The sequence below is a fragment of the Mycobacterium sp. IEC1808 genome (assembly GCF_002101935.1).
Classification (GTDB): Bacteria; Actinomycetota; Actinomycetes; order Mycobacteriales; family Mycobacteriaceae; genus Mycobacterium.
In genome coordinates, this window is record NZ_LQPV01000016.1 from 74,978 (window position 1) to 99,931 (window position 24,954).

27 protein-coding genes are annotated in these 24,954 nt (G+C 68.4%); 8 read left to right on the forward strand and 19 right to left on the reverse strand.

The annotated features are described in order from the left end of the window. Positions 1 to 4 precede the first annotated feature (4 nt). A complete protein-coding gene (locus tag AWB92_RS10140) occupies positions 5 to 790 on the reverse strand; it encodes a spirocyclase AveC family protein (RefSeq protein ID WP_085185227.1) in 786 nt (261 codons plus the stop codon). A gap of 173 nt (positions 791 to 963) precedes the next feature. Here AWB92_RS10140 and AWB92_RS10145 point away from each other — a divergent pair, with 173 nt between their 5' ends. Both AWB92_RS10145 and AWB92_RS10150 read left to right on the forward strand, forming a co-directional pair. Then, on the forward strand, positions 964 to 1,602 hold the full coding sequence (locus AWB92_RS10145; RefSeq protein ID WP_085185228.1) for a TetR/AcrR family transcriptional regulator: 639 nt from the start codon (positions 964 to 966) through the stop codon (positions 1,600 to 1,602). 8 nt (positions 1,603 to 1,610) lie between these two features. Further along, positions 1,611 to 2,807 (forward strand): cytochrome P450, encoded by a 1,197-nt coding sequence (locus tag AWB92_RS10150; protein ID WP_085185229.1) that lies wholly within the window; start codon positions 1,611 to 1,613, stop codon positions 2,805 to 2,807. A gap of 84 nt (positions 2,808 to 2,891) precedes the next feature. Here the strand turns inward: AWB92_RS10150 and AWB92_RS10155 are convergent, their stop codons facing one another. The 7 genes from AWB92_RS10155 to AWB92_RS10185 all read right to left on the reverse strand — a co-directional run bounded on the left by AWB92_RS10155 (position 2,892) and on the right by AWB92_RS10185 (position 8,307). Continuing rightward, on the reverse strand, positions 2,892 to 3,881 hold the full coding sequence (locus tag AWB92_RS10155) for an alpha/beta fold hydrolase (protein ID WP_085185230.1): 990 nt from the start codon (positions 3,879 to 3,881) through the stop codon (positions 2,892 to 2,894). A gap of 226 nt (positions 3,882 to 4,107) precedes the next feature. Beyond that, positions 4,108 to 4,611, reverse strand: a complete 504-nt coding sequence (locus AWB92_RS10160; protein WP_085185231.1) for a lipoprotein LpqH — start codon at positions 4,609 to 4,611, stop codon at positions 4,108 to 4,110. Between the two features lie 99 nt (positions 4,612 to 4,710). Continuing rightward, positions 4,711 to 5,439, reverse strand: a complete 729-nt coding sequence (locus AWB92_RS10165; protein ID WP_085185232.1) for a hypothetical protein — start codon at positions 5,437 to 5,439, stop codon at positions 4,711 to 4,713. Continuing rightward, a complete protein-coding gene (locus AWB92_RS10170) occupies positions 5,436 to 5,849 on the reverse strand; it encodes a hypothetical protein (protein ID WP_241523418.1) in 414 nt (137 codons plus the stop codon). Before AWB92_RS10170 ends, AWB92_RS10165 begins: the two co-directional genes overlap by 4 nt. 12 nt (positions 5,850 to 5,861) lie before the next feature. Continuing rightward, positions 5,862 to 6,725, reverse strand: coding sequence for an LLM class F420-dependent oxidoreductase (locus AWB92_RS10175; RefSeq protein ID WP_085185233.1), 864 nt, complete (start codon positions 6,723 to 6,725; stop codon positions 5,862 to 5,864). After that, complete coding sequence (locus AWB92_RS10180; protein WP_085185354.1) at positions 6,722 to 7,504, reverse strand: SDR family oxidoreductase; 783 nt, start codon at positions 7,502 to 7,504, stop codon at positions 6,722 to 6,724. Before AWB92_RS10180 ends, AWB92_RS10175 begins: the two co-directional genes overlap by 4 nt. Further along, positions 7,501 to 8,307 (reverse strand): alpha/beta fold hydrolase, encoded by an 807-nt coding sequence (locus AWB92_RS10185; RefSeq protein ID WP_085185234.1) that lies wholly within the window; start codon positions 8,305 to 8,307, stop codon positions 7,501 to 7,503. Before AWB92_RS10185 ends, AWB92_RS10180 begins: the two co-directional genes overlap by 4 nt. Before the next feature lie 164 nt (positions 8,308 to 8,471). Here AWB92_RS10185 and AWB92_RS10190 point away from each other — a divergent pair, with 164 nt between their 5' ends. Next, on the forward strand, positions 8,472 to 9,482 hold the full coding sequence (locus AWB92_RS10190; protein ID WP_241523419.1) for a 5'-methylthioadenosine/S-adenosylhomocysteine nucleosidase: 1,011 nt from the start codon (positions 8,472 to 8,474) through the stop codon (positions 9,480 to 9,482). A gap of 1 nt (position 9,483) precedes the next feature. Here the strand turns inward: AWB92_RS10190 and AWB92_RS10195 are convergent, their stop codons facing one another. Next, entirely contained in the window at positions 9,484 to 10,335 is an 852-nt protein-coding gene (locus AWB92_RS10195) for a sulfurtransferase (protein ID WP_085185235.1), read from the reverse strand. Between the two features lie 248 nt (positions 10,336 to 10,583). Here AWB92_RS10195 and AWB92_RS10200 point away from each other — a divergent pair, with 248 nt between their 5' ends. After that, entirely contained in the window at positions 10,584 to 10,913 is a 330-nt protein-coding gene (locus AWB92_RS10200) for a DUF732 domain-containing protein (RefSeq protein ID WP_085185236.1), read from the forward strand. Positions 10,914 to 10,963: 50 nt separating this feature from the next. Here AWB92_RS10200 and AWB92_RS10205 read toward each other — a convergent pair whose 3' ends face one another. Both AWB92_RS10205 and AWB92_RS10210 read right to left on the reverse strand, forming a co-directional pair. Then, entirely contained in the window at positions 10,964 to 12,088 is a 1,125-nt protein-coding gene (locus AWB92_RS10205; RefSeq protein ID WP_085185237.1) for a glycosyltransferase, read from the reverse strand. Between the two features lie 77 nt (positions 12,089 to 12,165). After that, positions 12,166 to 12,948 carry a helix-turn-helix transcriptional regulator gene (locus tag AWB92_RS10210; protein ID WP_085185238.1) on the reverse strand — a complete coding sequence of 261 codons (783 nt, stop codon included), beginning with the start codon at positions 12,946 to 12,948 and terminating at the stop codon, positions 12,166 to 12,168. Between the two features lie 84 nt (positions 12,949 to 13,032). On the opposite strand from AWB92_RS10210, the gene AWB92_RS10215 reads away from it, so the two are divergent. Both AWB92_RS10215 and AWB92_RS10220 read left to right on the forward strand, forming a co-directional pair. After that, on the forward strand, positions 13,033 to 13,983 hold the full coding sequence (locus AWB92_RS10215; RefSeq protein ID WP_085185239.1) for an LLM class flavin-dependent oxidoreductase: 951 nt from the start codon (positions 13,033 to 13,035) through the stop codon (positions 13,981 to 13,983). Beyond that, on the forward strand, positions 13,980 to 14,645 hold the full coding sequence (locus AWB92_RS10220) for a maleylpyruvate isomerase family mycothiol-dependent enzyme (RefSeq protein WP_085185240.1): 666 nt from the start codon (positions 13,980 to 13,982) through the stop codon (positions 14,643 to 14,645). The genes AWB92_RS10215 and AWB92_RS10220 overlap by 4 nt, the downstream gene beginning before the upstream one ends. Before the next feature lie 186 nt (positions 14,646 to 14,831). Here the strand turns inward: AWB92_RS10220 and budA are convergent, their stop codons facing one another. From budA to AWB92_RS10260, 8 genes are all read right to left on the reverse strand, one after another. Beyond that, entirely contained in the window at positions 14,832 to 15,614 is a 783-nt protein-coding gene (gene budA / locus AWB92_RS10225) for an acetolactate decarboxylase (RefSeq protein ID WP_085185241.1), read from the reverse strand. Positions 15,615 to 15,623: 9 nt separating this feature from the next. Then, positions 15,624 to 17,315, reverse strand: coding sequence for an acetolactate synthase AlsS (gene alsS / locus AWB92_RS10230; protein ID WP_085185242.1), 1,692 nt, complete (start codon positions 17,313 to 17,315; stop codon positions 15,624 to 15,626). 26 nt (positions 17,316 to 17,341) lie between these two features. After that, complete coding sequence (locus AWB92_RS10235; RefSeq protein ID WP_085185243.1) at positions 17,342 to 18,865, reverse strand: FAD-dependent monooxygenase; 1,524 nt, start codon at positions 18,863 to 18,865, stop codon at positions 17,342 to 17,344. Continuing rightward, complete coding sequence (locus AWB92_RS10240) at positions 18,858 to 19,505, reverse strand: TetR family transcriptional regulator (protein ID WP_241523421.1); 648 nt, start codon at positions 19,503 to 19,505, stop codon at positions 18,858 to 18,860. The genes AWB92_RS10235 and AWB92_RS10240 overlap by 8 nt, the downstream gene beginning before the upstream one ends. Positions 19,506 to 19,560: 55 nt before the next feature. Beyond that, positions 19,561 to 20,718, reverse strand: coding sequence for an AAA family ATPase (locus AWB92_RS10245; RefSeq protein WP_085185245.1), 1,158 nt, complete (start codon positions 20,716 to 20,718; stop codon positions 19,561 to 19,563). A gap of 8 nt (positions 20,719 to 20,726) precedes the next feature. Next, the gene (locus AWB92_RS10250; protein WP_085185358.1) at positions 20,727 to 22,319 is read right to left on the reverse strand and encodes a Na+/H+ antiporter; all 1,593 of its coding nucleotides are present in this window, start codon (positions 22,317 to 22,319) and stop codon (positions 20,727 to 20,729) included. 120 nt (positions 22,320 to 22,439) lie between these two features. Further along, complete coding sequence (locus tag AWB92_RS10255) at positions 22,440 to 22,805, reverse strand: enoyl-CoA hydratase-related protein (protein WP_085185360.1); 366 nt, start codon at positions 22,803 to 22,805, stop codon at positions 22,440 to 22,442. Between the two features lie 3 nt (positions 22,806 to 22,808). After that, positions 22,809 to 23,861, reverse strand: a complete 1,053-nt coding sequence (locus tag AWB92_RS10260; protein WP_085185246.1) for a DUF5685 family protein — start codon at positions 23,859 to 23,861, stop codon at positions 22,809 to 22,811. 134 nt (positions 23,862 to 23,995) lie between these two features. Here AWB92_RS10260 and AWB92_RS10265 point away from each other — a divergent pair, with 134 nt between their 5' ends. Together AWB92_RS10265 and AWB92_RS10270 are read left to right on the forward strand one after the other, a co-directional pair. Beyond that, on the forward strand, positions 23,996 to 24,430 hold the full coding sequence (locus tag AWB92_RS10265; RefSeq protein WP_068112319.1) for a protease inhibitor I42 family protein: 435 nt from the start codon (positions 23,996 to 23,998) through the stop codon (positions 24,428 to 24,430). A 43-nt stretch (positions 24,431 to 24,473) separates the two neighbouring features. Further along, positions 24,474 to 24,953, forward strand: a complete 480-nt coding sequence (locus AWB92_RS10270; RefSeq protein WP_085185247.1) for a hypothetical protein — start codon at positions 24,474 to 24,476, stop codon at positions 24,951 to 24,953. The last annotated feature ends 1 nt before the right edge of the window (position 24,954 follow it).

A 24,954-nucleotide genomic window follows, 5' to 3' on the forward strand; every position in this document is an offset into this window, starting at 1 on the left:
GCGGCTACTCGGGCTGGTTCGGTACGCCCGGGAACAACTGTTCGGGCGGCCCCGCGGTCACCCACCCGCCCAGCTTCGTCACCAGGTGCGGCGCGAAAACGGTGCCGTAGAGCAGGTTTCCGACGACGACGATCGCGGCGATCGACAGCACCGACGACTGCAGGCGAGTCTTCGATCTCTTGTCGGCCCACATCTCGATGACGTTGCGTCCCTCCGCATCGGTGCGCCCGAGCAGGTAGGTGAAGACCATCATCTGTATGCCCATCGCGAGGGAGTCGTAGAGCGGGTACTGGTGAATGGTGCCCTCGCGTATCGCGAGCCCGGGGATCACGCGTCCGTAGTAGAAGACGCCGAGCTTGGCTCCCAGGAAGCCGTTGAACAGCAGCGCCCAGCAGAAGCCGACGACGAGCCCGACGATGAGGAGGGTGGTTGGCCTGCGCCACTGGAACTTTGCGCTCAACCACCGCCCCAGCGCCGCCCCGGTCACGGCCGGGAGCACGAAGTAGGAGATGTAGCCGATGGGAACGAACGAGGGCAACCCACCCCAGGTGACGTTCAGCGGCCACCATGACGGCATCCGCGGAATGGCGGGCGGGAACTGGGCGTACATCGCCCAGTCGTAGGGCGCCTCGATCCACGAGAACGAGATCGCCGAGATGCACAGAAGCAGCAGCGGGTGTATCCGGCGTTGGCGAATGCTCAGGTAGACACCGATCGCGGTGAATGTGATGCCACCGACGAGGGCGAAGCCGCTGGCCGCCTGCATCACGGGCGTCATCCCGCTGCTCATCGACCGCCCTCGTGTCCGCGGGAGCGGCGCGCCTCGGGGTCGAAACGCAGCACCAGGCCAAAGATCAGGACGATCAACCCGAACAGCGTGCCCAGCATCATGACAGCACCCACGTCGGCACCCCTTCCAGCTTCGGGTCGATCCTCAAGATAGTGCATGCTATCTTAAAAGTCGTGCCCCAGCGACCCCCGGTTGCCGCGGCCACGCGCCGGCCCCGCGGCGCGCCGCGCAAACTGCTGCTCGACGCCGCGCGGGAGCTGTTCGCGCGGCAGGACTACCGCGGCACCACCACACGCGAAATCGCCCAGGCCGCAGGCGTAACCGAACACCTGCTGTTCCGCCACTTCGGCTCGAAGGCGGCGCTGTTCCGCGAGGCCCTCGTCGCACCGTTCACCAGCTTCGTCGACGAGTTCGGCCGCACCTGGCAGGCGGTCGTGCCCGAGGAGACCAAGGAGGAGGATCTGGCGGGTCATTTCGTCGGGCAGCTCTACGACGTGTTCGTGGAACACCAGGGTCTGCTCTTGACGCTGATGGCGTCGGAGGCGCTCAGCGACGAGGAGAAGGCCGACGCCGGCATCGACGACGTCCGGCGCGCCATCACGGTGCTCGGCCAGATCAGCGCCGAGGGCATGCACCTGCGCGGGTTGCGGTCGGATCACCCTGATCTGCCGGCGCATTCGACCGTGGCGATGATCGCCGGCATGGCCGCATTGCGGTCGACCTATTTCGGACGCAAGCAGCCGCCGAGGGAAGTGATCGTCGAGGAGCTCGTCCAGGCGATACTGCACGGCTTCCTGCACCGAAACGATTGAGAGGCAAGATGTTACGTTCAGCCGAGCTGTATTACGACCCATACGACGTCACCATCGACGACGACCCGTACGCGGTGTGGAAGCGCATGCGCGAAGAGGCGCCGCTGTATTACAACGAGAAGTACAACTTCTACGCGCTGAGTCGGTACGAGGACGTGGCACGCGAACTGCCGAACTGGGAGACCTACCGATCCGGCCGGGGGACCACCGCCGACATCCTGTTCAACAACATCGAAGTGCCGCCGGGCATCCTGCTGTTCGAGGACCCGCCGCTGCACGACCTGCATCGACGCCTGCTCTCCCGTGTGTTCACGCCGCGGCGCATGCTGGCCGTCGAGTCCATGGTCCGCGGATTCTGCGTCCGCGAACTCGACCCGCTGATCGGTGCCGGCGGTTTCGATTTCATCGCGGATCTCGGGGCGATGATGCCGATGCGGACCATCGGCTATCTGTTGGGCATCCCCGAGGAGGACCAGGCGAACATCCGGGATCGCAACGGAGCCTTCATCGAAATGGCCGAGGGGCGCAAGCCCGGTGAGGTCAACCCGAATCTGTTCTCGGACACCATCGCGATGTTCGCCGAGTACATCGAATGGCGCGCCGACAACCCCTCCGACGACCTGATGACCGATCTGCTGCGGGCCGAGATCGAAGAACCCGACGGGACCCGACGTCCCCTGTCCCGGACCGAGGTGCTGTCCTACACCGCGATGATCGCCGGCGCCGGAAACGAAACCACCGCTCGCTTAATCGGTTTCATGGGGCAGCTGCTGTCGGATCACCCGGATCAACGCCGCGAGCTCGTTGCCGACCCGTCGCTGATCCCCGGCGCGGTCGAGGAAACGCTGCGCTACGAACCACCGTCGCCGGTGCAGGCCCGCTACGTCGCCCGCGATGCCGAGCACTACGGCCGCGTGGTGCCGGAAGGGTCGTTCATGTTGCTGCTGAACGGTTCCGCCAACCGGGACGAGAATCGATTCCCCGATCCGGACCGCTTCGACATTCATCGCCAGGGCGGCCACCTGAGCTTCGGGCAGGGCCTGCACTTCTGCCTCGGCTCAGCCCTGGCCCGGATGGAAGCCAGGGTTGCCCTCGAGGAGGTCCTCAAACGCTGGCCCGACTGGGAAGTGGACTACGCCAACGCCCAGCGGGCGCACACCGCCAGCGTGCGCGGGTGGGCGCGGCTGCCCGTTGTCGCCGGGTGATAGCCGGCCCCGCGCCCAATGCCCGGCCAGCAGGGCGCTCGGGCTCGACTGCCCGGCCAGCCGGGCGTTCGGCGGAGGAGACGGCTACACGGCGCTTTCGTCGACCAGCACGGCGCCGCCGGGCTGATTGCCGAGCGTCTGCAGCGGGATGTCCCCGCCCTCGGCCGTGAGGCGAACGATCTGGGCCAGTTCGCCGGGCGCGTCGCACTGCAGGTAGTGGTCGGCGCTGGGCACCACCCAGTAGCGGTTGCGGCCGGGCTTGCTCTTCAGATACGTCTGCCAGACGTAGTTGGGGACGCGCACGGGTGAGACGTTGTCGTGGATGCCCCACACCACCGTGGTGTTGACGGGGTTCTTGGAAAGCGCCTCCAGCCAACCGGTTTCGTCGGCGGCCCGCTCCTTGAGGTATTGAATGGTGTCCGGCAGCACGCGGATGCCGTCGTTGTGGGCGAAGCACCGCGCCAGCGCGGCGATCTCCGGGTCTTCCAGTGTCCGCCGCGGCATGAAGGTGCTGACGCCCAAGCCGGCGGCGAGCATCTCCGGCGTGGTCGCCGCCGCGGTGTCCCGCCCCGTCGCGGCGTCGAGCAGCGCGGTCTGGAACACGGTCAGGTTCGAAAGCGGGAGATAGATGTTGGCGTTGGTCAGGATGAGGTCGACGGGTACGACGGGCGGGTCTTGGGCCGCCAACATTTCCAGCGCGATCATGCCGACGCTGCTGCCGCGATCGTGTGTGAGCATGCGGAATTGGGTCAGCTTCCACACCTGGGTGATCGCGTAGACGAGCAGGCGCGCATCGTCGTACAACGAATAGACGTACGGGGCCGGCGGCTTGTCGGACAATCCGTAGCCGGGAAAGTCGAGCACGAACATGTCGAACTCTGAGGCCAGCTCGTGGCACAGGCCGAAGTAGTCGATGCTCGACGTCGGAAAGCCGTGCACCAGCACCAGCGCGGGTGCTCCGGGGGTACCGCAACGGCGGCTGAATACCGTCACTTCCTGCCCGTCGTTGGCGGCCGTTGTCGACCGCCACCGCAGCTCGGTCCCGCCGCTTTGCCACTCCGCGAAGATGTCCAAGCTGACAGCATCGCAGAGGTGGTCGCGGTGGACAACCAGGCATCGATAATTCCCAGGCATCACAGGAAATTGGGATGCGCCGCTGTGCCCGCCTCATAGCGACAACTTGTTGCCGTTTACCGCTTGTCGCTGTGAGGCGGGCAACAAGCCACCCAACATCCTGTGGTGACGAGAGTGACAGAAGAGGCCCGAAAAACAAACTGCGGCAGTTGGTTTAAGACGTCGCTCAGGGGCAGGTCACGTGGATCCCGAACGTCACCTGGTGCACGTCGCCCTGATTGGGCGACACCCCCTGGCCCGTCCCGGTCACGGTGTAACTCTTGCCGTCCTTCGTTGCCTGCACCTGGGTCGCGGACTGCGGCGCCTGGTAGGGCAGCTGGTACTCACCGGATCCCGCTTTGAGCGACAGGGAAAAGCCGTCGACGCTGGGTGGCTTTTCGTCCGACAGCGCCAGCGACACGGATGCCGAATCGTCGTGAACGCTGATGCGGGTGGTCAGGTCCCCGGACTCCGGGGGTGTGGCGCTGGGTTGTGCCGCGGTCGCGGTGCATTCGACCTTCGTCATGATCGTGTGTTTGTTGCCGCCGATCATGACGGTCGTGCTCGGCGGGGCCGCGCTTGTGCTCGTGGCAGACGATGGCTGGCCGCTCTTGCTCGAGCAGGCCGGCAGGGTGGCCGCCACGGCGATCACGCCGAGCGCGGCGGCGAGAACGAGTCGCGAACTGGTCATCTCAGGTCCTTTGCTAGAGCTCAGAAGGACTATAGAGGCCGTGCGTTGCGGCGAGGTCTCATCCCTCTGGCGACCGGCCGAACGGCGGATCCGCGCAGTTCACGGCCAGGCTTCCCAGCTGACCATCGTTCGTAACGGTCCCGCGAAGAGGGGCCGCACCGCGCCCGACCGCCACCGTTCCTCGATGAGCGGAGCCAGCGCGTCGACGGTGGTGAGCGGTTCTCCGTCGAGGTAAACGACCGTGATGTATTGGTGGTCCGTCAGCCACCCCGCGGGTAGGTGGCTCCACCCGGTGCTCGTACCGAAAGTCCAAGCGCCGGCGGTGCCGGGTGTGGCGAGCAGCGCCGGATGATGTTCGGCGTGCAGCCATTGCAGCCACGCGTCGGGGCGGCCTTCGGTGGGTTCCTCGACGATCAGCACGATGCCGCGGTGCGGCCGAAAGGGCACCACCTCGGGCGAGACGAGGGCGTGCGGCGCGGCCTGCCACTGCAGCAGCCGCAGGCCGGCCACCTGCAGCGACGGGCGCGTGACGGGAAAGCGGCCGTTCTCCCGCAGCGAGCGGCCGAGCGCGACGAAGTCGTCAAAGGTTTGTTCAACGGGGTCACCGATCAGGTAGTGCACCACGTTGCCGACCTGCGCAAGCGGCCCGTCGGCCGTCAGGCGGTGATCGGGGTAGGCGCCGTCGGCGATCCAGCGCAGCCCGTGGACGATGCCTGGCAGTTGGTATTGCTCGGGCATGTGATCCAGCAGGTGCCAACGCAGATAACTGCCGTCGTCGTCGGCCGCGGGAGGGGTAAGGCTGAAAAAGCCTGCCTTGACATGGTTCACGTGCCCGGTCCGATCACGAAGCACCGGCCGCTGCTGCTGGTGAGCAACACCTCTTGGACGGCGGACTTGTCGATGGTCGCGAACTCGAAGCGATGCACCTGCTGTCCGGCTTCGATGTTGGCGTCCTGGGACTCGGTGCTGCCGTCCTTCTTGCGAACCAGGGCGGTGACCTTGTCAGGCTTCGACATGTTTTGCGGCTCATGGAAATACCACACCTCGATGCCGGCTCCCGAGCCCTGCCAGCCGTCGGAGTAGTAACACCCCGGGTTGCCCTCGGCGTCCGGCGGCGGTGGCGGGCATATCGAGAGGCCGACGCACGACGGCGTGCTGGTGGCCGTCGGCGGGGAAACGATCACAACACCCGCACAACTCAACACGAGGACGGCCAGCACTGGGATCGCCTTCGACATGGAAGCCCTTTCCTACGACGGTTGCAGTTCCGCGAGCGCCGTCAGATTGTCCAGATACTGCTGCAGCGAGGCGTGTTTGAAGATCGCGCTGACGATGGTGGCGCCGTGCGCGGCGAGCTCGCCGAGCGCGTCGCGGGTGCGTTCCGGCTCGTTGATCGGATCCAGCGGCGCCGACGGCGGCAGCACGACCTCGAATCCGGGCGGAAGCTCGAAGCGGCCCAGCCATTCTCGGACCTGCTGCGGGCTGACGTTGAACGGGGCCCAGCCGTCGGCCAGGGTCGCGGCGCGGCGCAGCGATCGCAGCGTGCGCCCGCCGATCCAGATGGGGACGCGTTCCTGGACCGCGCAGGGGTCGACGACCATCCCACCGAACGAATAGAACTCGCCGTGGTAGGCGGGTTCGGGGACGGACAGCGAGGCGCGAAGCGCGCGCAGCGCGTCGTCACCGCGTGGCCCGCGGTCGTCGAAGGGGGCGCCGAGGAGCTCGAACTCCTCCTTGAGGCTGCCCACCCCGACCCCGAGAACGAGCCGGCCGTTGCTGACCTTGTCCAGGGTGCCGTAGCGTTTGGCGATCTCGAGCGGATGGTGGTAGCCGAGCACCAGCACGTGGGTGGCCAACCGGATCCGCCGGGTGCGCGCCGCGAGGTAACCCAGCGTGGCCAACGGATCCCAGTAACGGGCACCGCGGCGATCGCGCTCGGCGGCGGGTAGCGCGATGTGCTCGCTGCAGGTCAGGTGGTGATAGCCGAGTCGGTCTGCGGCCTCGGCGATTTGGGCGAGGTCCTCGATGGAGGCGTCTCGGGTCCATTCGCTGCTACCGGGCAGCATGGTCACCACGGGCGTGGCCACCGATAGTTTGACTGCAGCGGTGCTCATCCCTGCATGTACCCTCCGGCGTCGACGGGGATGGATTGGCCGGTGATGGTTCGGCTCTCGTCACTTGCCAGGAACAGCGCCAAGTTGGCGACGTCCTCGGGCGAGGAAATGTCTTGCAGCGCTGCCCCTTTGAGTGACCTGGCGCGTTGGGTTTCGTAGTCGACCCCCTGCTCGTCGGCGGTGCGTTGCACCCACTTGCGGAACAGTTCGGTGTCGATGGCGCCGGGCACGATGCAGTTGCACCGGATGCCGTACGGACCGACCTCTAGCGCAACGGCTTTGGTGAACGCGCGCAGTGACGCCTTGGCGGCGACGTAGTGGGTCTTGCGGACCATTCCGCCGTAGCTGGCCGTCGAGGAGAAGTTCAGGATGACCCCTCGCCGGCGTTGCAGCATCGACCGGTTGAGCACCTCTCGAGTGCACAGCATCGCCGCGGTGACGTCGATGGCGATGGTCGCGTTCCAGTTGTCCAACGTCTGCTCCCATATCCAGCGGTCCTGGCCGGGCGCGGCGGCGTTGTTGCACAGGATGTCCACCTGGCCGAACTCGTCCACGGCCCGCGTCACCATGGCGGCGACATCGTCCTCGTTGGTCACGTCGGCGCGCATCGCGACGGCGCCCGGACCCGCCGCTGCCGCGGCGTCGCGGACCAGCTCTTCTCGCCGCGCGGCCAGCAGCACCCGGGCGCCTTCCGCGACGAACAGCGACCCCATCACCGGCCCCAGGCCGCTGCTGGCGCCGGTGATGATCGCGACCTTGCCGTCGAGCCGCGCGGTCATTTCGGCGACGCCGCCGGACAACGGGTTTCGAGCCAGGCGTGAATTCGCTCGGCCACGTCGGCCCAGCCGGGCTCGAGCATCATGTCGTGCGCCATTCCCGGAATGAACTCCGCCTCGGTGTGATATGCCCTCGCGGTCGCCCGCACTTCCCGCGTCGAGAAAAGGATGTCGTCTTCGGCCCCGAGGACCAACATCGGGGTGTTGACGAGGGAGGGCTTCGGCAGATCGAGCCATAGCATGCCGAGCACGTGTTTGCCCACATACTCCTCGTCAAGCTCGGCCGCGTAGCGCGCCACGTCGGCGAGGGGAGTCGAGTCGGAAAAGAAGCTTTCCCGGGCCAATTCGGGTGTGCGGCCCATGCTTCCCCTCGATTTGGCGATGGCCAGGTGACGCGTGGTGAGCCAGGGGTGCAGCCGGAACCTGCGCAGCAGGAATCTGGCGATGCCGCTGGGCGGTACGGACGCGAGCAGGACGGCGGCCGGCGCGTCGTGCGACTCCAAATACTTCTGCACCACGAAGCCGCCCATGGAGTGGCCGATCACGACCGGTCGTTCGGGCAGGCCGTCGGCGACCGAGGCGACGTCGTCGACGAAGTCCGCCATCGAACAGAAATGCATGCGTTTGGGCGCGGGGCTCTTCCCGTGGCCGCGCAGGCTGACGGCCACCGACCGATAGCCCTTCGCGGCGAAGAAGTCCAGGAAATGTTCGTCCCAGCACCAGGCGCCGTGCCAGGCGCCGTGGACGAACAACAAGGGCGTTTTGCCGGAGCCGCCGTCCGGTCCCTTGTCGATCACTTCAAGCACGCCGTTGAGACTAGCGGCAATAACGACACGAAATCGCTAAACAAAAAGAACGATAACGAATATTCAGCGGCGCCATCGATGCGCGAAAATCAACCCATCACATTAGCCACGTCGATAAGGCAGCGAGTCTCGGCATTCATGTCCGACAAAAAACCAGGGGGAGCGTGCTCAAGCCTTTTCGCGTCGCCGCCATGGTGGCGCTCGCGCTGTCGGTGGGCGCCGGCGTGGCCGCCGCCGAGCCCGCAGGCGCGCCGGAGGTGACGACGGATTCCTGCGAACAGCGCACGCTGGTGCTGTCCGCTTTCCCGGCCGAGGCCGATGCCGTGCTGTCCTTCACCGCGCTGGATCCCCACCCGGTGGTGCGGTCCGAGCGCCGGCGCTATTACCTCGGGACGATCGGCGGCAAGAAGGTGATCGTGGCGATGACCGGCATCGGCCTGGTGAACGCCACCGAGACCGCCCAAACCGCCTTCACGCGGTTCACCTGCGCGTCGTCGGTTTCCATTGGCGCGGTGGTGTTCTCGGGCGTCGCTGGGGGCGGGGCGCGCGTCAACATCGGGGATGTCGCGGTGCCGGCGCGCTGGAGCCTGGATCAGGGCGCGACGTTCCACCCCGTCGATCCCGGCATGCTGGCCGCGGCCCAGGCGCTGAGCGTGGACCTGGAAAGTGTTAACTACCTTGGCAATCCGATCTGCCTGTGCAAGAACGCCCCCCGCGTCAAGCTGATCAACCTGAAGCGCCAGCCGAGGCTGGTGGTCGGCGGCGATGGTTCCAGCTCCGACAACAACAACGGCCGCGCGTTCCCGTGCGTACCGAACGGCGGCGACGTCTTCGGCTGCCAACCCTGCAGCGCGCCCGATCGCTCGCTTTTCTACACCGGCAACTTCTTTCAGGCGGCGGGGCCGTGGCTGCGGAACTCTCTGATCAGCAACCTGAACATCGCGTCGACGGCCAACCCGGCCTTCGACGCGACGGACAACGAGACGGCGGCGGTGCAGGCGGTCGCCGACGCGCACGGCGTGCCGTTCCTGGGCATCCGCGGGGTTTCGGACGGCGCGGGCGACCCGCTGGGCCTGCCGGGGTTCCCGTTCGAGTTCTTCTTCTACAAGCAGATCGCGGCGGAAAACGCGGCGCGGGTGACCGCGGCATTCCTGCAGAGCTGGGCCGGCGTCTGAGTCACTCGGGGCCGCGGGCGACCGGGCGGCTGGGATCCGAACACCACTCCGACCACGATCCCGGATACAGCGCCGCTTCTCGGCCCGCCGCGGCGAGCGCGGCGATCGTGATGGCCGCGGTGACACCCGAGCCGCAATACACGCCCACCGGGACCTCGCGATCGATGCCGTGGTCGGACAGCAGTTGGGCGAGCGCGTAGTCGCCGACGAACGTCCCGTCACCCGCCAGGACGGCGCCGCTGGGAATGTTTTTCGCGCCGGGGATGTGACCGGCGACGGGGTCGAGGGGTTCGACGTCGCCCCGGAACCGTTCGGAGGCACGCGCATCGAGCAGGGTCCCGCCCTCGCCAACTTGGGCGGCCGTCAACGTGGGTCGTGCGCCCGCGTACAGATCATCGTGCGGCACAACCACATTCCCGGGCTGCGGTTCGACCGGGCCGGCGTCGAGGCCCCGCCCGGACGCGCGCCACGCGGCCAGGCCGCCGTCCAGGATGCGGACGTTTTCGAGCCCCGCGGCCGTCAGCACCCACCACGCCCGCGCGGAGCCGGCGCGGTTCCAGTCGTCGTAGACGACGACCAAATCGTCTTGGTCGATGCCCCATCGGCGCGCGGCCGCCTCCAGGCTGCGTCCCGACGGCAGTGGGTGGCGTCCGCGGCCGGCCAGGCCGTGGTCGCTGAGCTCGTCCTCGAGAGACACGTACACGGCGCCCGGCAGGTGGCCTTCGAGATAGGCCGCGCGGCCATCCGGTTCGTCGAGGCGCCAACGCACGTCGAGTATCGCGAGCGGGTCGCCGCCTTCGATGAGCGCGGCCAGCTCGGTCGCCGTGATGAGTACCCGGTCGCGCGCCTCCACCCCCGCGAGCCTAGCCGCGCGCCGAGAAGTAAACGCCGTCGGAACCAAAGGTGAACACTTGCGGTCCCCGACGAGGTCGGCCGCGCGTTCAGAATTAAACTCGACCAGAACTAAAACTGAACGGCGGATTGAAGTTTGGCTTTCGGCGTGCGGTCCCGCGAGAAGACTATTGACCATGGAACCGCTCGCACGCGAGGATTAATTACAGTGGGCTTCCGGCCCGTGTGGTTTTCGAAAGTGATGGGGAAATGAAGAAGAAGCTTTCTGCGGTCGCGTTCGGCGCGTTCCTGGCTTTCACGTGGGTGCCCGCAGCCGTCGCACACGCCGACCAGACGGACCAGGACTTCGCGGAATACCTGGCGGGGCACGGCATCAACTTGGGTTCGCCGTCGCAGGTCGTGAACATGGCACGCACCATGTGCGCGGACCTCGAGGCGGGCTACACCCAGAAGGACGAGATCGACCAGCTGACCGGGTCGCACAAGCTGACCCAGGCGCAGGCCGAGACGTTCATCGGCGCGGCCACCGCGGACTACTGCCCGGGCAAGCACGCTCCCAGCAAGCCCAGCGGCGGATAACCGCTAAGCAACTTTCTTGACGCACCGCACCTGAGCTGCGGTTATCAGCGCTACGCGCTTTCTTTGGTTTCGCCGGTCGCCAACGACGCCAGCATGCCGGCCGCGGCGCGTTCCCAGGTGAAGTTCTCCGCGCGGCGCCGCGCGGAGCGACGGCGGTGGTTTTCCGGTCGGCCGACGATCGCGCCGACCGCCCATGCGATGGCGAAGGGGTCGTTGTCGGCCAGCGCGCCGCTGTCCGGGGTGATGATCTCGGTCAGCGCCGACGTGCGCGACACAACGGCCGGTGTCCCGCACGCCAGCGATTCGAGCGCGGCCAGCCCGAACGTCTCATGCGGGCCCGGCGCCAGCGTCACGTCGGCCGTGGCCAGCAGCTCGGCGACGGTGCGCCGGTTGTTGATGAAGCCGGTGAAGTCGATCGGAAGGCGGGAGGCCTGCCTTTCCAGCCTGGCCCGCAACGGCCCCTCGCCCACGACGACCAGCCGGGCGTCGACGCCGGCATGGCACAGCGCGCCCAGGGCGTCGATGCTGCGGTCGACGCGCTTTTCCACCGACAGCCGGCCGCAATGCACCAGCAGGATCTGCTCCGGGGTTGCCCAGCGCCGCCGCACCAGATAGGAGTGCCGGCGCGGGTGGAACGTCTGCAGATCCACGCCCAGGGGCACGGTGACGGTGTTGGTGGCGCCGATCCGGTCGAACTCTTCGCGCGCGAACGCGGTGGTGCACACCACTGTGTCGTAGTTGGCGGCGGTGCGCCGGTTGGCGAAGTCGGCGAACTTCTCCGCGCTGCGCCGCGGAAGTACTTGCCCCACAAGGCGATCCAGGCGCTCGTGTGAGATCATCACCGTGTTGGCGCCGTATTCGCGGCCCCATGGCCCGAGCGACCGCAGGGTGAGCCGGTCGGAGACCTCCAATGCGTCGGGCTTCAGCGCCGCCAGCAGTGCCTTGACGGGTCCCGGCATCACCGCGCGGTAGCCGCCGGTGAAGGGAATCAACCGGGCGGGCATGGTTATTCGCACCACGCCCGTGGGCAGGTCGGTGCGTTCGGCGTTTCGGCCGGGGACGATCAGGAACACCTCATGCCCGGCGGCGCAGTATTCGGCGCCCAGCCGGTCCACCGCGGTGCGCAGGCCGCCGGAGCGGGGGCCATAGAAGTTGGCGACCTGTGCAACGCGCATAACGTGAGGACACGCGGCGCGTATGTGCATTCATCGATGTGGAACCGTCGCGTGCCTGAACAGTCTGTGAATTCGCCTCACCTGCCGTGACGGCGGGCGAGAATCGCGGCGGTTTCCCGGTCGGCGGGCAGGAACGCCTCGAGGCGCAGCTCCGACACGGTGACATCGAGCGCCGTGACGAACGTCGAGATCGTCGCGATCAGTCGCACGTCCCCGTCGGGGCAGCGCAGGTGCAGCGGCACCGCGAACCCGAGCGATTCGATCGGCCGCCCGCCCGGCGCCGGCACGCCGTATCCCTCGAGTTCCTCGATCAGCGCGTCGATGCGCGGGTGCGGACCGCGCTCGCGCAAGCCGTGCAGAATGTGGCGCCGCCAATCGTCGAGGTTCACGATGCGCGCCGCCATGCCCTCCGGATGCAGCGCGACGCGCAACACGTTGACCGGCGCCTCCAGCAGCCACTCCGCCACCCCGTCGGTCAGCAGTCCGAACGCGCCGTTGGCGGCGACCAACTCGCCGAAGCCGTCCATCACCATTGCCGGATAGGGCAGGTGGCCGTCGAGCACATGCTGCAACGCCTCGCGCACCGGTTGCAGCAGCGGCGCGTCGGGCGCCGACTCCGGATACGCTGGCGCGAACCCCGCCGCCGAGAGCAGCGAGTTGCGTTGCCGCAGCGACAGCTGCAGCGAATCGGCCAGCCGGCTAACGATGTCGCGCCCCGGCACCGATCGACCCTGCTCCAAGTAGCTCAGGTGCCGTTGGGTGGTGCCGGCATCGTTGGCCAGGTCGATCTGGCTGAGCCGTCGCCGATTACGCCACTCCCGCAGCGCCGTGCCGAAGTCGCCCTGCACCGAAACCGACATGCAAACAGTCAACCCGTTCGCGGCGCTGGCCGCTATTCCCTCGAGGGAATTGCCGCGCGCCAGTGCGGGCGACACGATCGCCGTATGAATCAGCCACTCCGCCTCGGTGTGATGCCGCCCCTGGCCGCCGAACCATGGGCCGGTACCGACCTGCGCCGCCTCCTCGACTTCGCCCGCGCCGTCGAGGATCTGGGGTTCGACTCGCTGTGGGCGAACGACTCGTTGGTGCGCCCGCGCATCGAAGCGCTGACGTTTCTGTCGGCGGCGGCCGCGGTCACCGACCGGATCATCCTGGGGACCGCCGCCCTGCAGCCGGTGCTACGGCGACCCGTGCAGACCGCGCAGGTCCTGGCCTCCATCGATCGGCTGTCGGGCGGGCGGTTGGCGGTGGCGGTCGGCGCCGGTTTCCCGGGCTTGTCCGAGGTGGAGTACGCGGCCTCAGAGGTCCCGTGGCGCCGCCGCTTCGCGCGCCTCGACGACACCGTCGCACTATGGCGCCAGCTGTGGAACACCAAGGAGCCCAGCTCTTTTCACGGGGCTGTGCTCCATCTCGACGACATCCCGGCCGGCATCACGCCGTTCAACGCGTCCGACCCGCCGGTATGGCTGGCCGCGGACACGCCTGGTGCGCGGGCCCGCGCCGGCCGTGTGTACGACGGGTGGCTCCCGTATCCTCCGACACCGCACGCCTATTCGTCTGGCCTGGCCGAGGTGCGGGCCGCGGCCGAGGGCGCAGGCCGCGCCGCCGACGCGGTGACGCCGGCCCTGTTCGTGACCGTGCTGATAACGGATGACCCCGACGGCGGGCGGGCGGCTTTGGATCATTTCGCCACCCAGACTTACGGTTTCGGCATCGATGTCATCGAGCAGATCCAGACGTTCGCGGCGGGGACGCCCGACGCCGTGACCGCAAGGCTGGCGAGCTATATCGGCGCGGGCGCGCGGGATCTGGTGTGCCGAATAGCCGTCCTCGGCCCGGACGGATTCATCGAGCAGCCGCGCCAGCTGCGGACGGTGGCGGAGGCGTTGCGATGACCACCATCGTGCGGCCCGGACCTGATCGAGTCGCGACGATCACGGGCCTTGTCGACGAGTACCGCTCGTTCGCCGAACTCATCGGCGCACTCGATGCATCGGAGTGGATGCGCGAAGCCCGTTGCGTCGGCTGGCAGGTGCGCGACGTGGCCGGCCACGTGGTGGGTCAGGCCGTCGACACCGTCAGCGGCGTGATCGGCACGCGTACACCGGACGACCAAGCGGCGGCCTTGCGCGGCGAATCACCGGCCGCGCTCGCCGAACGGCTACAGACCGCGGCGGATTCCGTTGCGCGCCTTGCCGCGGTGATCGACGACGCGACATGGTTGGCACCCAGCCCGGTGCCGGGGCTGACCCTCGGCGAGGGCGTGCACGCGCTGCTGAACGACGCCTACGTGCACGGCGACGACATCCGCTGTGCGGTCGGTCTGCCTTTCGACGCCGGGCCAGGCTTGCACGCCAGCGTCGACTTCGTGCTCGGCGCCCTGCTGCGCGATGACGCGGCCGCCGCGGAACCGGCCGTCGCGCGGCTGTTGGGAGCTTCGGTTGAGCAATTCCCACGGCAAACCGGCATGGCGGTGCATGAGTTTCTCCTGGCCGCCACCGGGCGCGGCGATCCGGCGCGTCTGCGGCTGCCCGACAGCGTGAACATCTACCGCTGAGGCAGCGGGCGACCGGCCAAGGCGACTTGTCACATCCGTCACGCTGGCCTCTGGTGGGAAGGATGAGCCCTCGTGCCCGCCTCTGAGCGACAATTCGCCGTGATCGAGTGTGCGCCCGCAGTTGTCGCTATGAGGCGGGCACGAAGGGTGCCCGCTCGGACGGAGACTCGTGTGGCGGATGTGACTTTACCGCGCATCGCCTTTGGGCCCTTCGGCCTTCCCGATCCGCTCGGCGAGATCGTCACCGGCCAGTTGCGCACCGAGAAACCCGCCGGACGTGGGCAGGCTCAGATGCAACTGGGAGGCGCCGCTGACCGAGACCGTGCCGCGCTCGAGGGTGAAGTTGAGGACATGGCCGCCGCCGGTCCGGTCATCATTGAGGAAGTGCAGGTGATATCCGGCCACGGAGATGCCCTGTTCGAAATCGGGTGTGCGGAACCCGACGACCGTGCCCGAAACGTCGGTGAATACCGTTTCGGCCTGGTCCTCGGTCGCTTCCGTCAATGGGGGATAGGGCTCTTTTTGCTCCATCACCGTGCGGGTGCGCAGCTCGGCGAAATCACCGACAATCCGGATCGCGTAAATCAGGTTGGGGCTTTGGATTTTGCGGTCGATCGCCGCGCTCACTTCCGCGCGCCCGGTGCGTATCCTGACCGGGATCGTGAAGTCGGTGTGGAACCGCGTGACCGCCGCGAATGGTGTGCGGTCCGTTGGCTGTGCCCGGGTGGCGGTTCCGTCCGAGCGGAGTCGGTAGCAGATGCCGTCGAGGATCACCATTTCGCCGTCGAGATGGTTGAAGGTGCCTAGGCCGAAGTCGCCGTGCCGAAGGATATCGGCAACGGTGGCGTCGCCGTCGTACACGCCGTCGAGCAGGGCGCTGATCGTCGAGAACTGATATACCTCCCCGCCGTGGTGATGCCCGAGAAGCGTTGCAGCCCAATGGCGGAAGAGCTCGTATGCGTTACTCATGGTCCCGGCTCATTCGAAGGGGTCGTCGTGCAGGTGCGCGGCGAGATCGGTGTTTCGGCTGTAGTCCACCGGGACGTCGATCAAGGTCGGCCCCTCCTCGGCCAGCGCCTGGCGCAAGGTGGCGCCGAACTCGTCGAGCGAATTCACTCGGTATCCGCGGGCACCGAAAGCGCCCGCGTAGCTGACGATGTCGTAGTCGGCGAGTTGCACGCCGGACTTGCGCTGATACTTCAGCTGCTCCTGGAAGCCGACCATGTCGTAGGTATTGTCGCGAAAGATGATGTGGGTGAACGTCAGGCCCAGGCGGGTCGCGGTCTCGAGTTCCTGGGCGGAGAACAGGAATCCGCCGTCGCCGGACACCGACACGACGGGTGTGCCGGGCCGCACCAGGCAGGCGGCCATCGCCCAGGGCAAGGCCACGCCCAAGGTCTGCTGCCCGTTGGAAAACAGCAGCCGCCGGGGCTCGTAGACCCGAAAGTGGCGCGCCATGTAGATGTAGACGGAGCCGATGTCGCAGGTGACGGTGGCGGTGTCGTCGAGTTCCTCGCGCAGGCGCAATGTGACCGCGACCGGGTTGAGCCCGGGGCCGCCTGGCGCTTGGTTGCGTGCGGCGTTGTCTATGTCTGCCAACGCTTTTCGCTGGCTATCGATCTGGCCCCGATACTCGTCGGTGAGCGTGATGCCGGCGAGGTTGCCGGTCAGGTCGGTGAGGGTGGCCGCGACGTTGCCGAGCAGTTCCAGTGCCGGCTGATAGTGGTTGTCGATCTCGGCGGGTATCGAATCGACGTGGATGACGGTGCGCCCGTGAAGCTTTGCGTCGTTGTTCCACAGCACCGGGTCGTATTCGACGGAGTCGTAGCCGACGGTGATCAGGACGTCGGCGTGGTCCAGGATGACGTCGCCGGGTTGGTTGCGGAACAGGCCCACCCGGCCCAGGAAGTGATGCTCGAGCGCGCGGGAGATCACCCCCGCGGCCTGAAAGGTTTCCACCACCGGCAGCCCGGTGGCCGCGACGAGGGCGCGCAGCGCTGCGCAGCTGTCCGGGTCGGCGCCGCGCATCCCGACCAGGAGCGCCGGCCGTCGCGCGGCGCGGATGAGCCCGCCCGCCTCGGCGATGGCGAGCGCCGGGGCCGCCGCCAAGGGTGGGATCGGCAGCCGCGCCGCGATGCCGGCCGTCGTGGGAGCCGCCAGGACGTCGGCGGGCAGGACGACGGCGGCCGCTCCGCGAGGCTCGCTGGCGGCGGCGCGGAACGCGCCGACGGTGGCCTCGACGGCGTTGTCGGGGTGGTTGATCTCACCGGTGAACTTGGTGACCGTCCGCAGCATTGCCGCGGCGTCCATCGACTGGTGGGTGCGCTTGAGCCGGTCTTCGCGGCTCACCGCGCCACACAGCGCGACCACCGGGTCCTGCTCGGTGGTCGCGGTGAGCAGTCCGGTCGCCAAGTTGGTCGTGCCCGGTCCCGACGTCACCAGCACCACCCCCGGGTTGCCGGTGAGCCGGCCGATCGCCCCCGCGATGAACGCCGCGTTTTGTTCGTGACGGCACACCACCAGTTGTGGGCCGCCGTCGACCAGGGCGTCGTAGACGGCGTCGATCTTGGCTCCGGGCACGCCGAAGATGTACTCGACGCCCTGCGCCGCGAGCACGTCGACGATCTTCTGCGCGCTGCGCACCGGCTCGCCGGGATTTGTGGGGGCCATGGAGCCCAGTCTGGTCGCTGGCGCGGCTACCCGCTCGACCCGGGCCCGAACCACCGCTCCAGCGCGGCGCGCAGGCCGGCCTCTTCGTCCGGCCCGAACGCATCCGCCGCCCAGTCGACGTATCCGTCCGGCCGGATCAGCAGCGCGGCGGCGGGCGGGTCGGCAGCGGCCGAGTGGACGACGTCGACGCGATCCAGCCAACCGCGCGCCACGGCGCCGGCACCGCCGTCGAGGTCGAGCAGGATGGGCCGGGCGTCGTGCAGCAGCTCGGCGACCCGCCGGCCGTCGTCGAGGGTGAGCTCGGGCACGGGCCAGCCCGAGAGCGGGTGGTCGTCGCCGACGTCGTAGCGGACGTCGTTGCCGGCCAGCAGCCTCGCCATGTGCCTCGCGGTGTCGGGCAGGGCGAAGAGTTCGCCCAAAAGCGTTCGCAGCGCGGCGACTTCGGGACCGGGCGCCATGAGCGCGGTCTGGGCCATGGACTGCATCATCACGCGCTCGCCCACCGGGTGGCGCTCGGACTCGTAGGTGTCGAGCAACCCGGCGGGCGCCCAGCCGTTGAGCTGGGCGGCGAGCTTCCAGCCCAGGTTCAGCGTGTCCTGCAGACCGAGGTTGAGGCCTGGCCCGCCCATGGCGCTGTGCACGTGGGCGGCGTCGCCGAGCAGCAGGACCCGCCCGTCGCGGTAACGTTCGGCGTGACGGGTGTTCTGCCCGTTGATCCGGCGAAGGGCATGCGGCCCAGGGCCTTTGGGTTCGCCGAACGCGACGTCAACACCGAGGACGCGGCGGGCGCTTTCGCGTAGCTCGGCCAGGCTCATCGGTTTGTCCTCGACCGGCGGTGAGAATTCGATGGTGCCGAACAGCGAGCGGCCCGGTTCGAACTCGGCGTAGATTACGCCGCCGGTGTCCAACCGGGTGTGGCCGAACCGGAGCGTGCCGAACCCGGGGATGTCGATGCCGCCGTCGGGGCGGCGCAGCTCGTCGGGGATCTGCACGTGCGCGAGCCGGCCGACGGTCTGCGACGTGTGGCCCGGGAAGTCGATGCCCACGGTCTTGCGCACCACGCTCCGCCCGCCGTCGGCGCCGACCAGGTACCGCGACGCGATGCGGTACTCGCGCTCGGGCGAACTCACCACCACCTCAACGGATTCGGGCTCCTGGCGCAGCCCGGTGAGCTCGTGGGCCCAGCGCAGGTCCACCCCGAGGTCGCGCGCCCGCTTCTCCAGCATCCGCACCAGTCGGGGCTGTTGCATGGGCAGCGCGTACATCGGATTGTCCGGCATACCAAGGAAATTTAGGGTCATGGCCGCGAAGATCCAGCCGTAGACCGGTTGCGGCGGATTGGGGTCGCCGGTGAACTCGCGATACAGCCCGCGCATGTCGAGCATCCGAACCACCTGCCCGATAAGGCCGTTGGCCTTCGGCTCCGCGCTCGGCCCGGGCAGGGGATCGAGCACGACGGGCCGGATGCCCGCAAGCGCCAGTTCGCAGGCCAGCATCAGCCCGTTGGGGCCGGCGCCGGCGATGACGACGTCGGCGTGTTCGTCAGACAAGGGGCGCCTCCTTGCATTTGGCGGGCTCGGGCAGTCCCGCGGTGACGGCGGCGAAGCCGTCGCGGATCAGGTCGGTGATCGCGACCGGCGGGTCCGCCCGCACGTAGGCCTCCGCGGCGGCGTCCCCGACGGCCCGCACGACGGACACCACCAGCCGCGGGTACAGGTCGCGCTCGGGATCGGTGCCGGTGCGCTCGGCGATGACCTCCAGCCACTCGTCAAAGAGGTCCTGTGGCAACGCGTTACGCACCTGCGGATTCATCAGCAGCTTTCGGACCTCGACCAGCTCTTGGCGGCTGGGCACCCGGTTCTCCTCGCCGTAGACGTCGCCGAAATCGGCCTCGAGGGCTTCCAGCACGACGTGGGCGATCGACGTCCACAGCGGCTCGCCGGCGGGGCGCTGCCGCAGCGCGGCGACGCTGCGGCGCATTCGCTCGGTCTGCCGGTAGGCGAGCGCCTCGTACTTGCCGGTGAAGTAGTTGTTGAACGTGCGCAGCGACACCCCGGCCAGGTTGGCGATCTCGTCGCGCGTGACGTTTTCCAGCCCGCGTTCGAACGCCAGGCTCAGCGCGGCGTCGCTGAGCGCGCGCCGGGTATCGGCCTTCTTGCGCTCGCGCAATCCGAGGGACGGGTCGGTCACGGGGACCAACGTACGGGAAAATTGCATGGTGGGCAAGATTGCCTGATGGGCAAGGTTAGCGTTTGCCCCATTCCCAGGGCGGCGTCGTCAGCAGGCCCTGGCCGGTGATGCGGGTTTCGCCCCATTCCTTGTACAGCTCGATCTCGACCGTCTCGTCGCCGGCGGCCTCCAGCAGCGCGCGCGAATGGGTGACCACCACGACCTGCGTCCGCGCGGCGGCGGCGCGGATCAGCGAGGCGAGCGGTCGCACCAGTTCCGGGTGCAGGGAGGTCTCGGGTTCGTTGAGCACCATCAGCGAGGGCGCCTGCGGGCTGAGCAGCGCGGCGGCCCAGAGCAGGAATCGCAGTGTGCCGTCGGACAATTCGGCCGCCCGCAGCGGGCGCAGCATGCCGCGCTGGCGTAGCTGGAGATCGAACACCCCGTCGTGCACGGCCACCGAGACGGTGGCGCCGTCGAACGCGTCGGCGACGGTGCGGGCGAGGTCGTCGAAACCCGCCTCGATGATGGTCTGGATCGCGGCGGCGAGATCGTGGCCGTCGTCGGAGAGCACCGGCGTGCGCGTGCCCACCTGCGGGTGCCGCGCGGGCGCCCCCGCGTCGACGCGGAAGCCGTCGTAGAACCGCCAGCCGCGCAGCCGCTCGCGCACGGCCGCGAGTTCGGGCAGAGCGTGCGGGTTGGCGTACTCGGCCAGCACGCTGCGATACGACGGCAGGGACCGGCTCAGCTCTTCGAACCCGCGGCCCGACTCGGCGCTGACCTCGGCGAAATCGCGGGTCCGGCGCACCAACGTCGCGCCGGTCCGTAGCACCGGGCCGGCGAACACCGCTTCCCGTTTGATCTCGGGATCCCGGCCGAACGCCGACGCGATCCCCGCCATCTGCGGGATGCCGAGGTCCACCAGGTAGCCGAAATCGTCAGCGGCGAAGCCCATTTCGAGCGACACCGGCCGCGTGCGCACCGTACCCTGGGCCTTGCCGGTGCGCCGCGCGCCGCCGAGTTGCTCGGGACCGGCCCACAGCACCGACTGCAGCCCGCCCTCGCGGGCGAGCGAGCCGATCACCTCGCCGCGGCCGCAATCGGCCAGCAGCCGCAGCGCGCGGTACAGCGACGACTTCCCGGCGCCGTTGGCCCCGGTGACGACGGACAGCCGCCCCAGCGGCACGATCACCTCGCGCAGCGACCGGTATCCGCGGATGGCGACCGTCTGCAACACGGTGTGCCCTACTCGTCGTCGGCGGCGTCGAGCAGTTGGACCTCCTCGAGGTCCATCTCGTTCTGCAATTCGCGCAGCACGATGTCGTCGATCAGGTTCTGGTTGCGCAGGGCGGTGATTTCGCGTCGCTTGTGCTCGAGCACGCCCAGGCGCACCCGTCGCACCTTCTCCTTGCCTTTGACCAGTCGGTGGTTGGTGGAGCCGTCTTCGGTGGCCTTGACCAGTGCGGCCTTCTCTTCGTATTCCTTGCGTAGCCGCCCGAGTAGCTCCTCGCTGATGCCGACCTCGTCGGCGACCGTTGGGAGCGCGTCGAGCGCCGCTTGAATGCCCCGGCAACGGGCCATTTCCAGTTCCTGGACGTAGGCGTGGTCGTCGGGCATGTTGGCCCAGCGGACCACGGCGGGCAGCGTGCTGCCCTGGACCAACACGGTGACCAGAATGACGAAGGTCACGATGAAGATCAGCAGGCTGCGGTCGGGGAAGGGCGTGCCGTTCAGGGTGGTGGCCGGGACGGCCAGCGCCGCGGCGAGCGACACGGCCCCGCGGAATCCCGCCCAGGCGACCACGAAACGCTGACGCCAGGGGGCGCGGCGTTCACGCTGGGCCTCCCGGCGATCGATGAGGCGAATCAGACCGGTGGTGATTTCGCCCCACACGATGCGGGAGACGATCACCACTCCGGTGACGGCCAGGGCGATGTAGGCGGCGTGGCGAAGGCCGCCGTCCACGTGGGAGATGCCGTGTAGCGCGCCCGGGATCTGTACGCCGACGAACACCCACAGCGAGCCGTTGAGCAGGAAGGTCGCGATGTCCCAGAACCCGAAGGCCGCGAGGCGGGACCGCGCTCGGATCACCACCGGCCCGGCGTACGCGAGGACCAGGGCCGACACCATGACCGCGACCACGCCGCTGCAGTCGAATGCCTGGGCCAGCAGGAACGCCGCGAACGGCGTCAGCAGGCTCATGGCCCCTTCCTCCTGCGGCGCGTCGATTCGCTTGCGCGCCAGCACCACCAACCCGCCGACCAACAGGCCGGCGGCGATGCCGCCGAGGTAGGACAGGATGAACCGGCCGCTCACTTCGAGCGGGGTGATGGCGGATCCGCCGATGGCCACTGTGACGCTGCCGGCGAACAGCACTAGCGCCGTGCCGTCGTTGATGAGGCTCTCGGCCTTCAGCACGGTCAGCTGCCGGCGCGGCAGCTTTTTCGCCAGGCCGGCCACGGCGGCGGCGTCGGTGGGGGACAGCACGGCGCCCAGGACGCCCGCAGCGTGGGGGTCCATGCCCAGCGATCGTGCCGTCCACGACACCGCCGCCGCGGTGGCGATCACCAGGGCGATGCTGAGCAAGACGATGACGCGCGCGTTGGCGCGGATCTCGCGGAAGCTGGTATTCATGCCCTCCCAGTAGAGGATCGCGGGCAGGAACAGCAGCAGCACGACCTCGCCGTCGACGTGCACGTGACCGAAACTGGGGATGAGGCCCAGCAGCGCGCCGAGCGAGATGAGCAGCACCGGGGGACCCACGCGGTAGCGCCGGCCGATGACCGTCCCCACGATGACGGTGGAGACCAGCGCGACGATCAGGACGAGGCCAAACACCTCGCCCATCCTGCCGGACGGGTACGACGTGCGCCGTTTGGGGTTTTGAGGGGTGCCCAGGCGAATCTCAGATGCGATAGCGCCGGCGCTATCGAGTTTGGGAGTCGTGTGCTCCCCAGTTCAGGCGAACTTGGCCGCCCGCTTGTTCACGAACGCGGCGATGCCCTCGCGGCCGTCGGCGCCGTCGGCGCACGCCGCGATCAGCCGGCCCTCGATCTCCATCTGCTCCTCGAGGCCGTTCCCGAAGGTCGTCATCAGCAGCTTCTTCACCGCCGCGTTGGAAGCCCTTGCGGCCGAGGCCATTTCGGTGGCCAGGGCGTCGGCGCGCGCGGCCAGCTCGTCGTCGGGCACCACCTCGGTGACCAGCCCGTCAACCAGCTCGCGGGCCAACGCGTCGTTGATGCCGTTGGCGGCGTCCGGCCGGTTGAGCACGATCCGGGTGACGGGCCCGGTCTGCGTGAAGGTGAGCGTGTCGTAAGTGGCCATCACCTAACAATCGCAGCAGCAGTCGTCGCAGCAGCAGTCGCAGCCCTCGCAGCAGCACAAGCAGGTGCCGTCGCCGCCCTTCTTGCGTTTCCCGGGGTTGGGGGTTTCGCCCTCGTCGGTCGGCTCGCCGGGGCCGCCGGGCTGGTTGCCGAAGTTGATCGGTTCCTGCTGGCCGCGCGGCGTCCCGCTTTGCGCGGTGTAACCGGCGTGGCTGAAGGTGCGTTTGATCGCGCGGCGCACCTCGCCGGTCAGCAGTCGCTGGGCCAGGCGCCCGTCGGTGAACTCGACGTCGGCCAGGGCCAGCTCGATGCCCAGGGCCGCGTCGTCGCACAGCGCGCGGGCGTCTTCGACGGGAGTTGCGGTGGCGGCCAACGGATTCCACTTGCCGCGCGCCACGTCGTCGCGGTAGTCCTCGACCGCGTCGAGCAGGTGGGCCACGCGGCCGAACAGCTGCCCGATCTCGCGCAGTGGCGCGGCGTTGCCGGGGCGCCCGGCCAGGACGGCGGTATGCGCGAAGGCTTCGGCGACCGCGGTCTCGGTGGGTTCGGTCACCGTCAACAGCGGGCTGCCCGGGCCGGCGGAGGCTTCGAGGGCGGCCTGCCGGTCGATCGCGGCGACGAGCACGCCGGTGTCGAAGCCCAGGGTGTGGCCGGCGTCGGTGCCCTGGCGGACCCAGCGCTCGGCGATGCGCCGGGCCGCCGGGCGAACTCCGGCCACGCCGACCAGGCCGTCGCGGTCGTCGACGTGGTCGCGCACCCGCGCGGCGGCCAGCGCCAGCGAGACCACCGCGGCCAGGCGCACGCAGTCGCCGGTGGCCACGTCGGCGCGCCGCATCCCGCGCAGCGCGCAAGGGCCGGCCTTGCGGCGCGTCGGCTGCGCGGCCGACTGCGCCTCGACCAGCAAGGAGACCACCAACCCGTCGTAGTTGGTGGCGATCCGCGCGACCTGGCCGTAGTCGTCGCGCAGAGCCAGACACAATCCACATAATTGGGCTCGCCAGGCGTCCGCGAGCTCGCCGCCGAGCCGATGACGGCAGGGCCGGATGATGCCAAACATGCACAGAAGCTACCCGAGCTTCAGCAAACGCGCGCCGCAAAACGCCGTGCGACGGGTTCCACCTGCGGCGACACCTCGCGCTCACCCGGGCCTGGGATATTAGGGTGCTGAGGCGAAATCGAAGGGGGAATTTCGTGAAGACCAGACTGCTCCTCGCAGTCGCCCTGCTCGCGGGCTCGACGGCCGTGGGCTGCCATTTTGCGTCCCGGAACCCGCCGACAAACCAGACCCTCGGGGTCGCGATGGGCGACGTACTGAAGCAGAACGCCATCACGCAGGACGTCACGCTGGGGGTCGGCAACACCCTGACCCTGAGGTTGGGCTCGAACTACACCACCCCGTACCGGTGGACGATCAACACGAAGATCGGCGATCCGACCGTCGTCAAGCAAACCAGCCACGAGTTCGTGCAACCGACCTCCGACGCGCTGGGGGCGCCGGGCACGGAGGTCTGGACGTTCGAGGCGTTGAAGCCGGGGAAGACGACGATCAGCACCGCGTACTCGAGCATCGTCGGCAAGGACTCGAAGACGGCGTGCACCTACACGGCCAACGTCACGGTGCAGTAAACGTCTGTGGCAAACGAGTGCGCGCCGGGCTACGGTCTTGACTGTGTTTGGCTTTCTTCGTAATTGGGCCGAGATCGGCAAGTTGCCCGCGGAGCTGCGCGAAGAACTCGACGCCGAGGGTGTCATCTTCACCGCCGGCAGGGTCGGGGTGAGCCGGCACTTCAGCGGCCACGTGCCGGGCGTCTATTCGGCCAGCGGCGTCGCCCGCTATGCGGGCGGGTTCGGCTTCAGCGTTGCGCGGATCGTCGCGCTTTTCCCGGTTCGCGCGGACCCCAACCTGCGGGCCGTCGATTGCTCCTGGGACAGCGACAAGGGACCGGCGCGGGTGACCATTACCGAGAAAGGGCTGCGGATCGAAATCGACTTGCACGGAGTCGATCCCGCCTTTTCCGGCTCGATGAAGCTGAACTATCGGAAAACGATCCCCGCCGACGTGCTAGAAAAGCTGCCCACCACGTCGCTGCGTTTTCGGGTCGACCCGGTATTCGTGTATCGCGCCGCCGGGGTGCGGCCCAAGCCGTAGT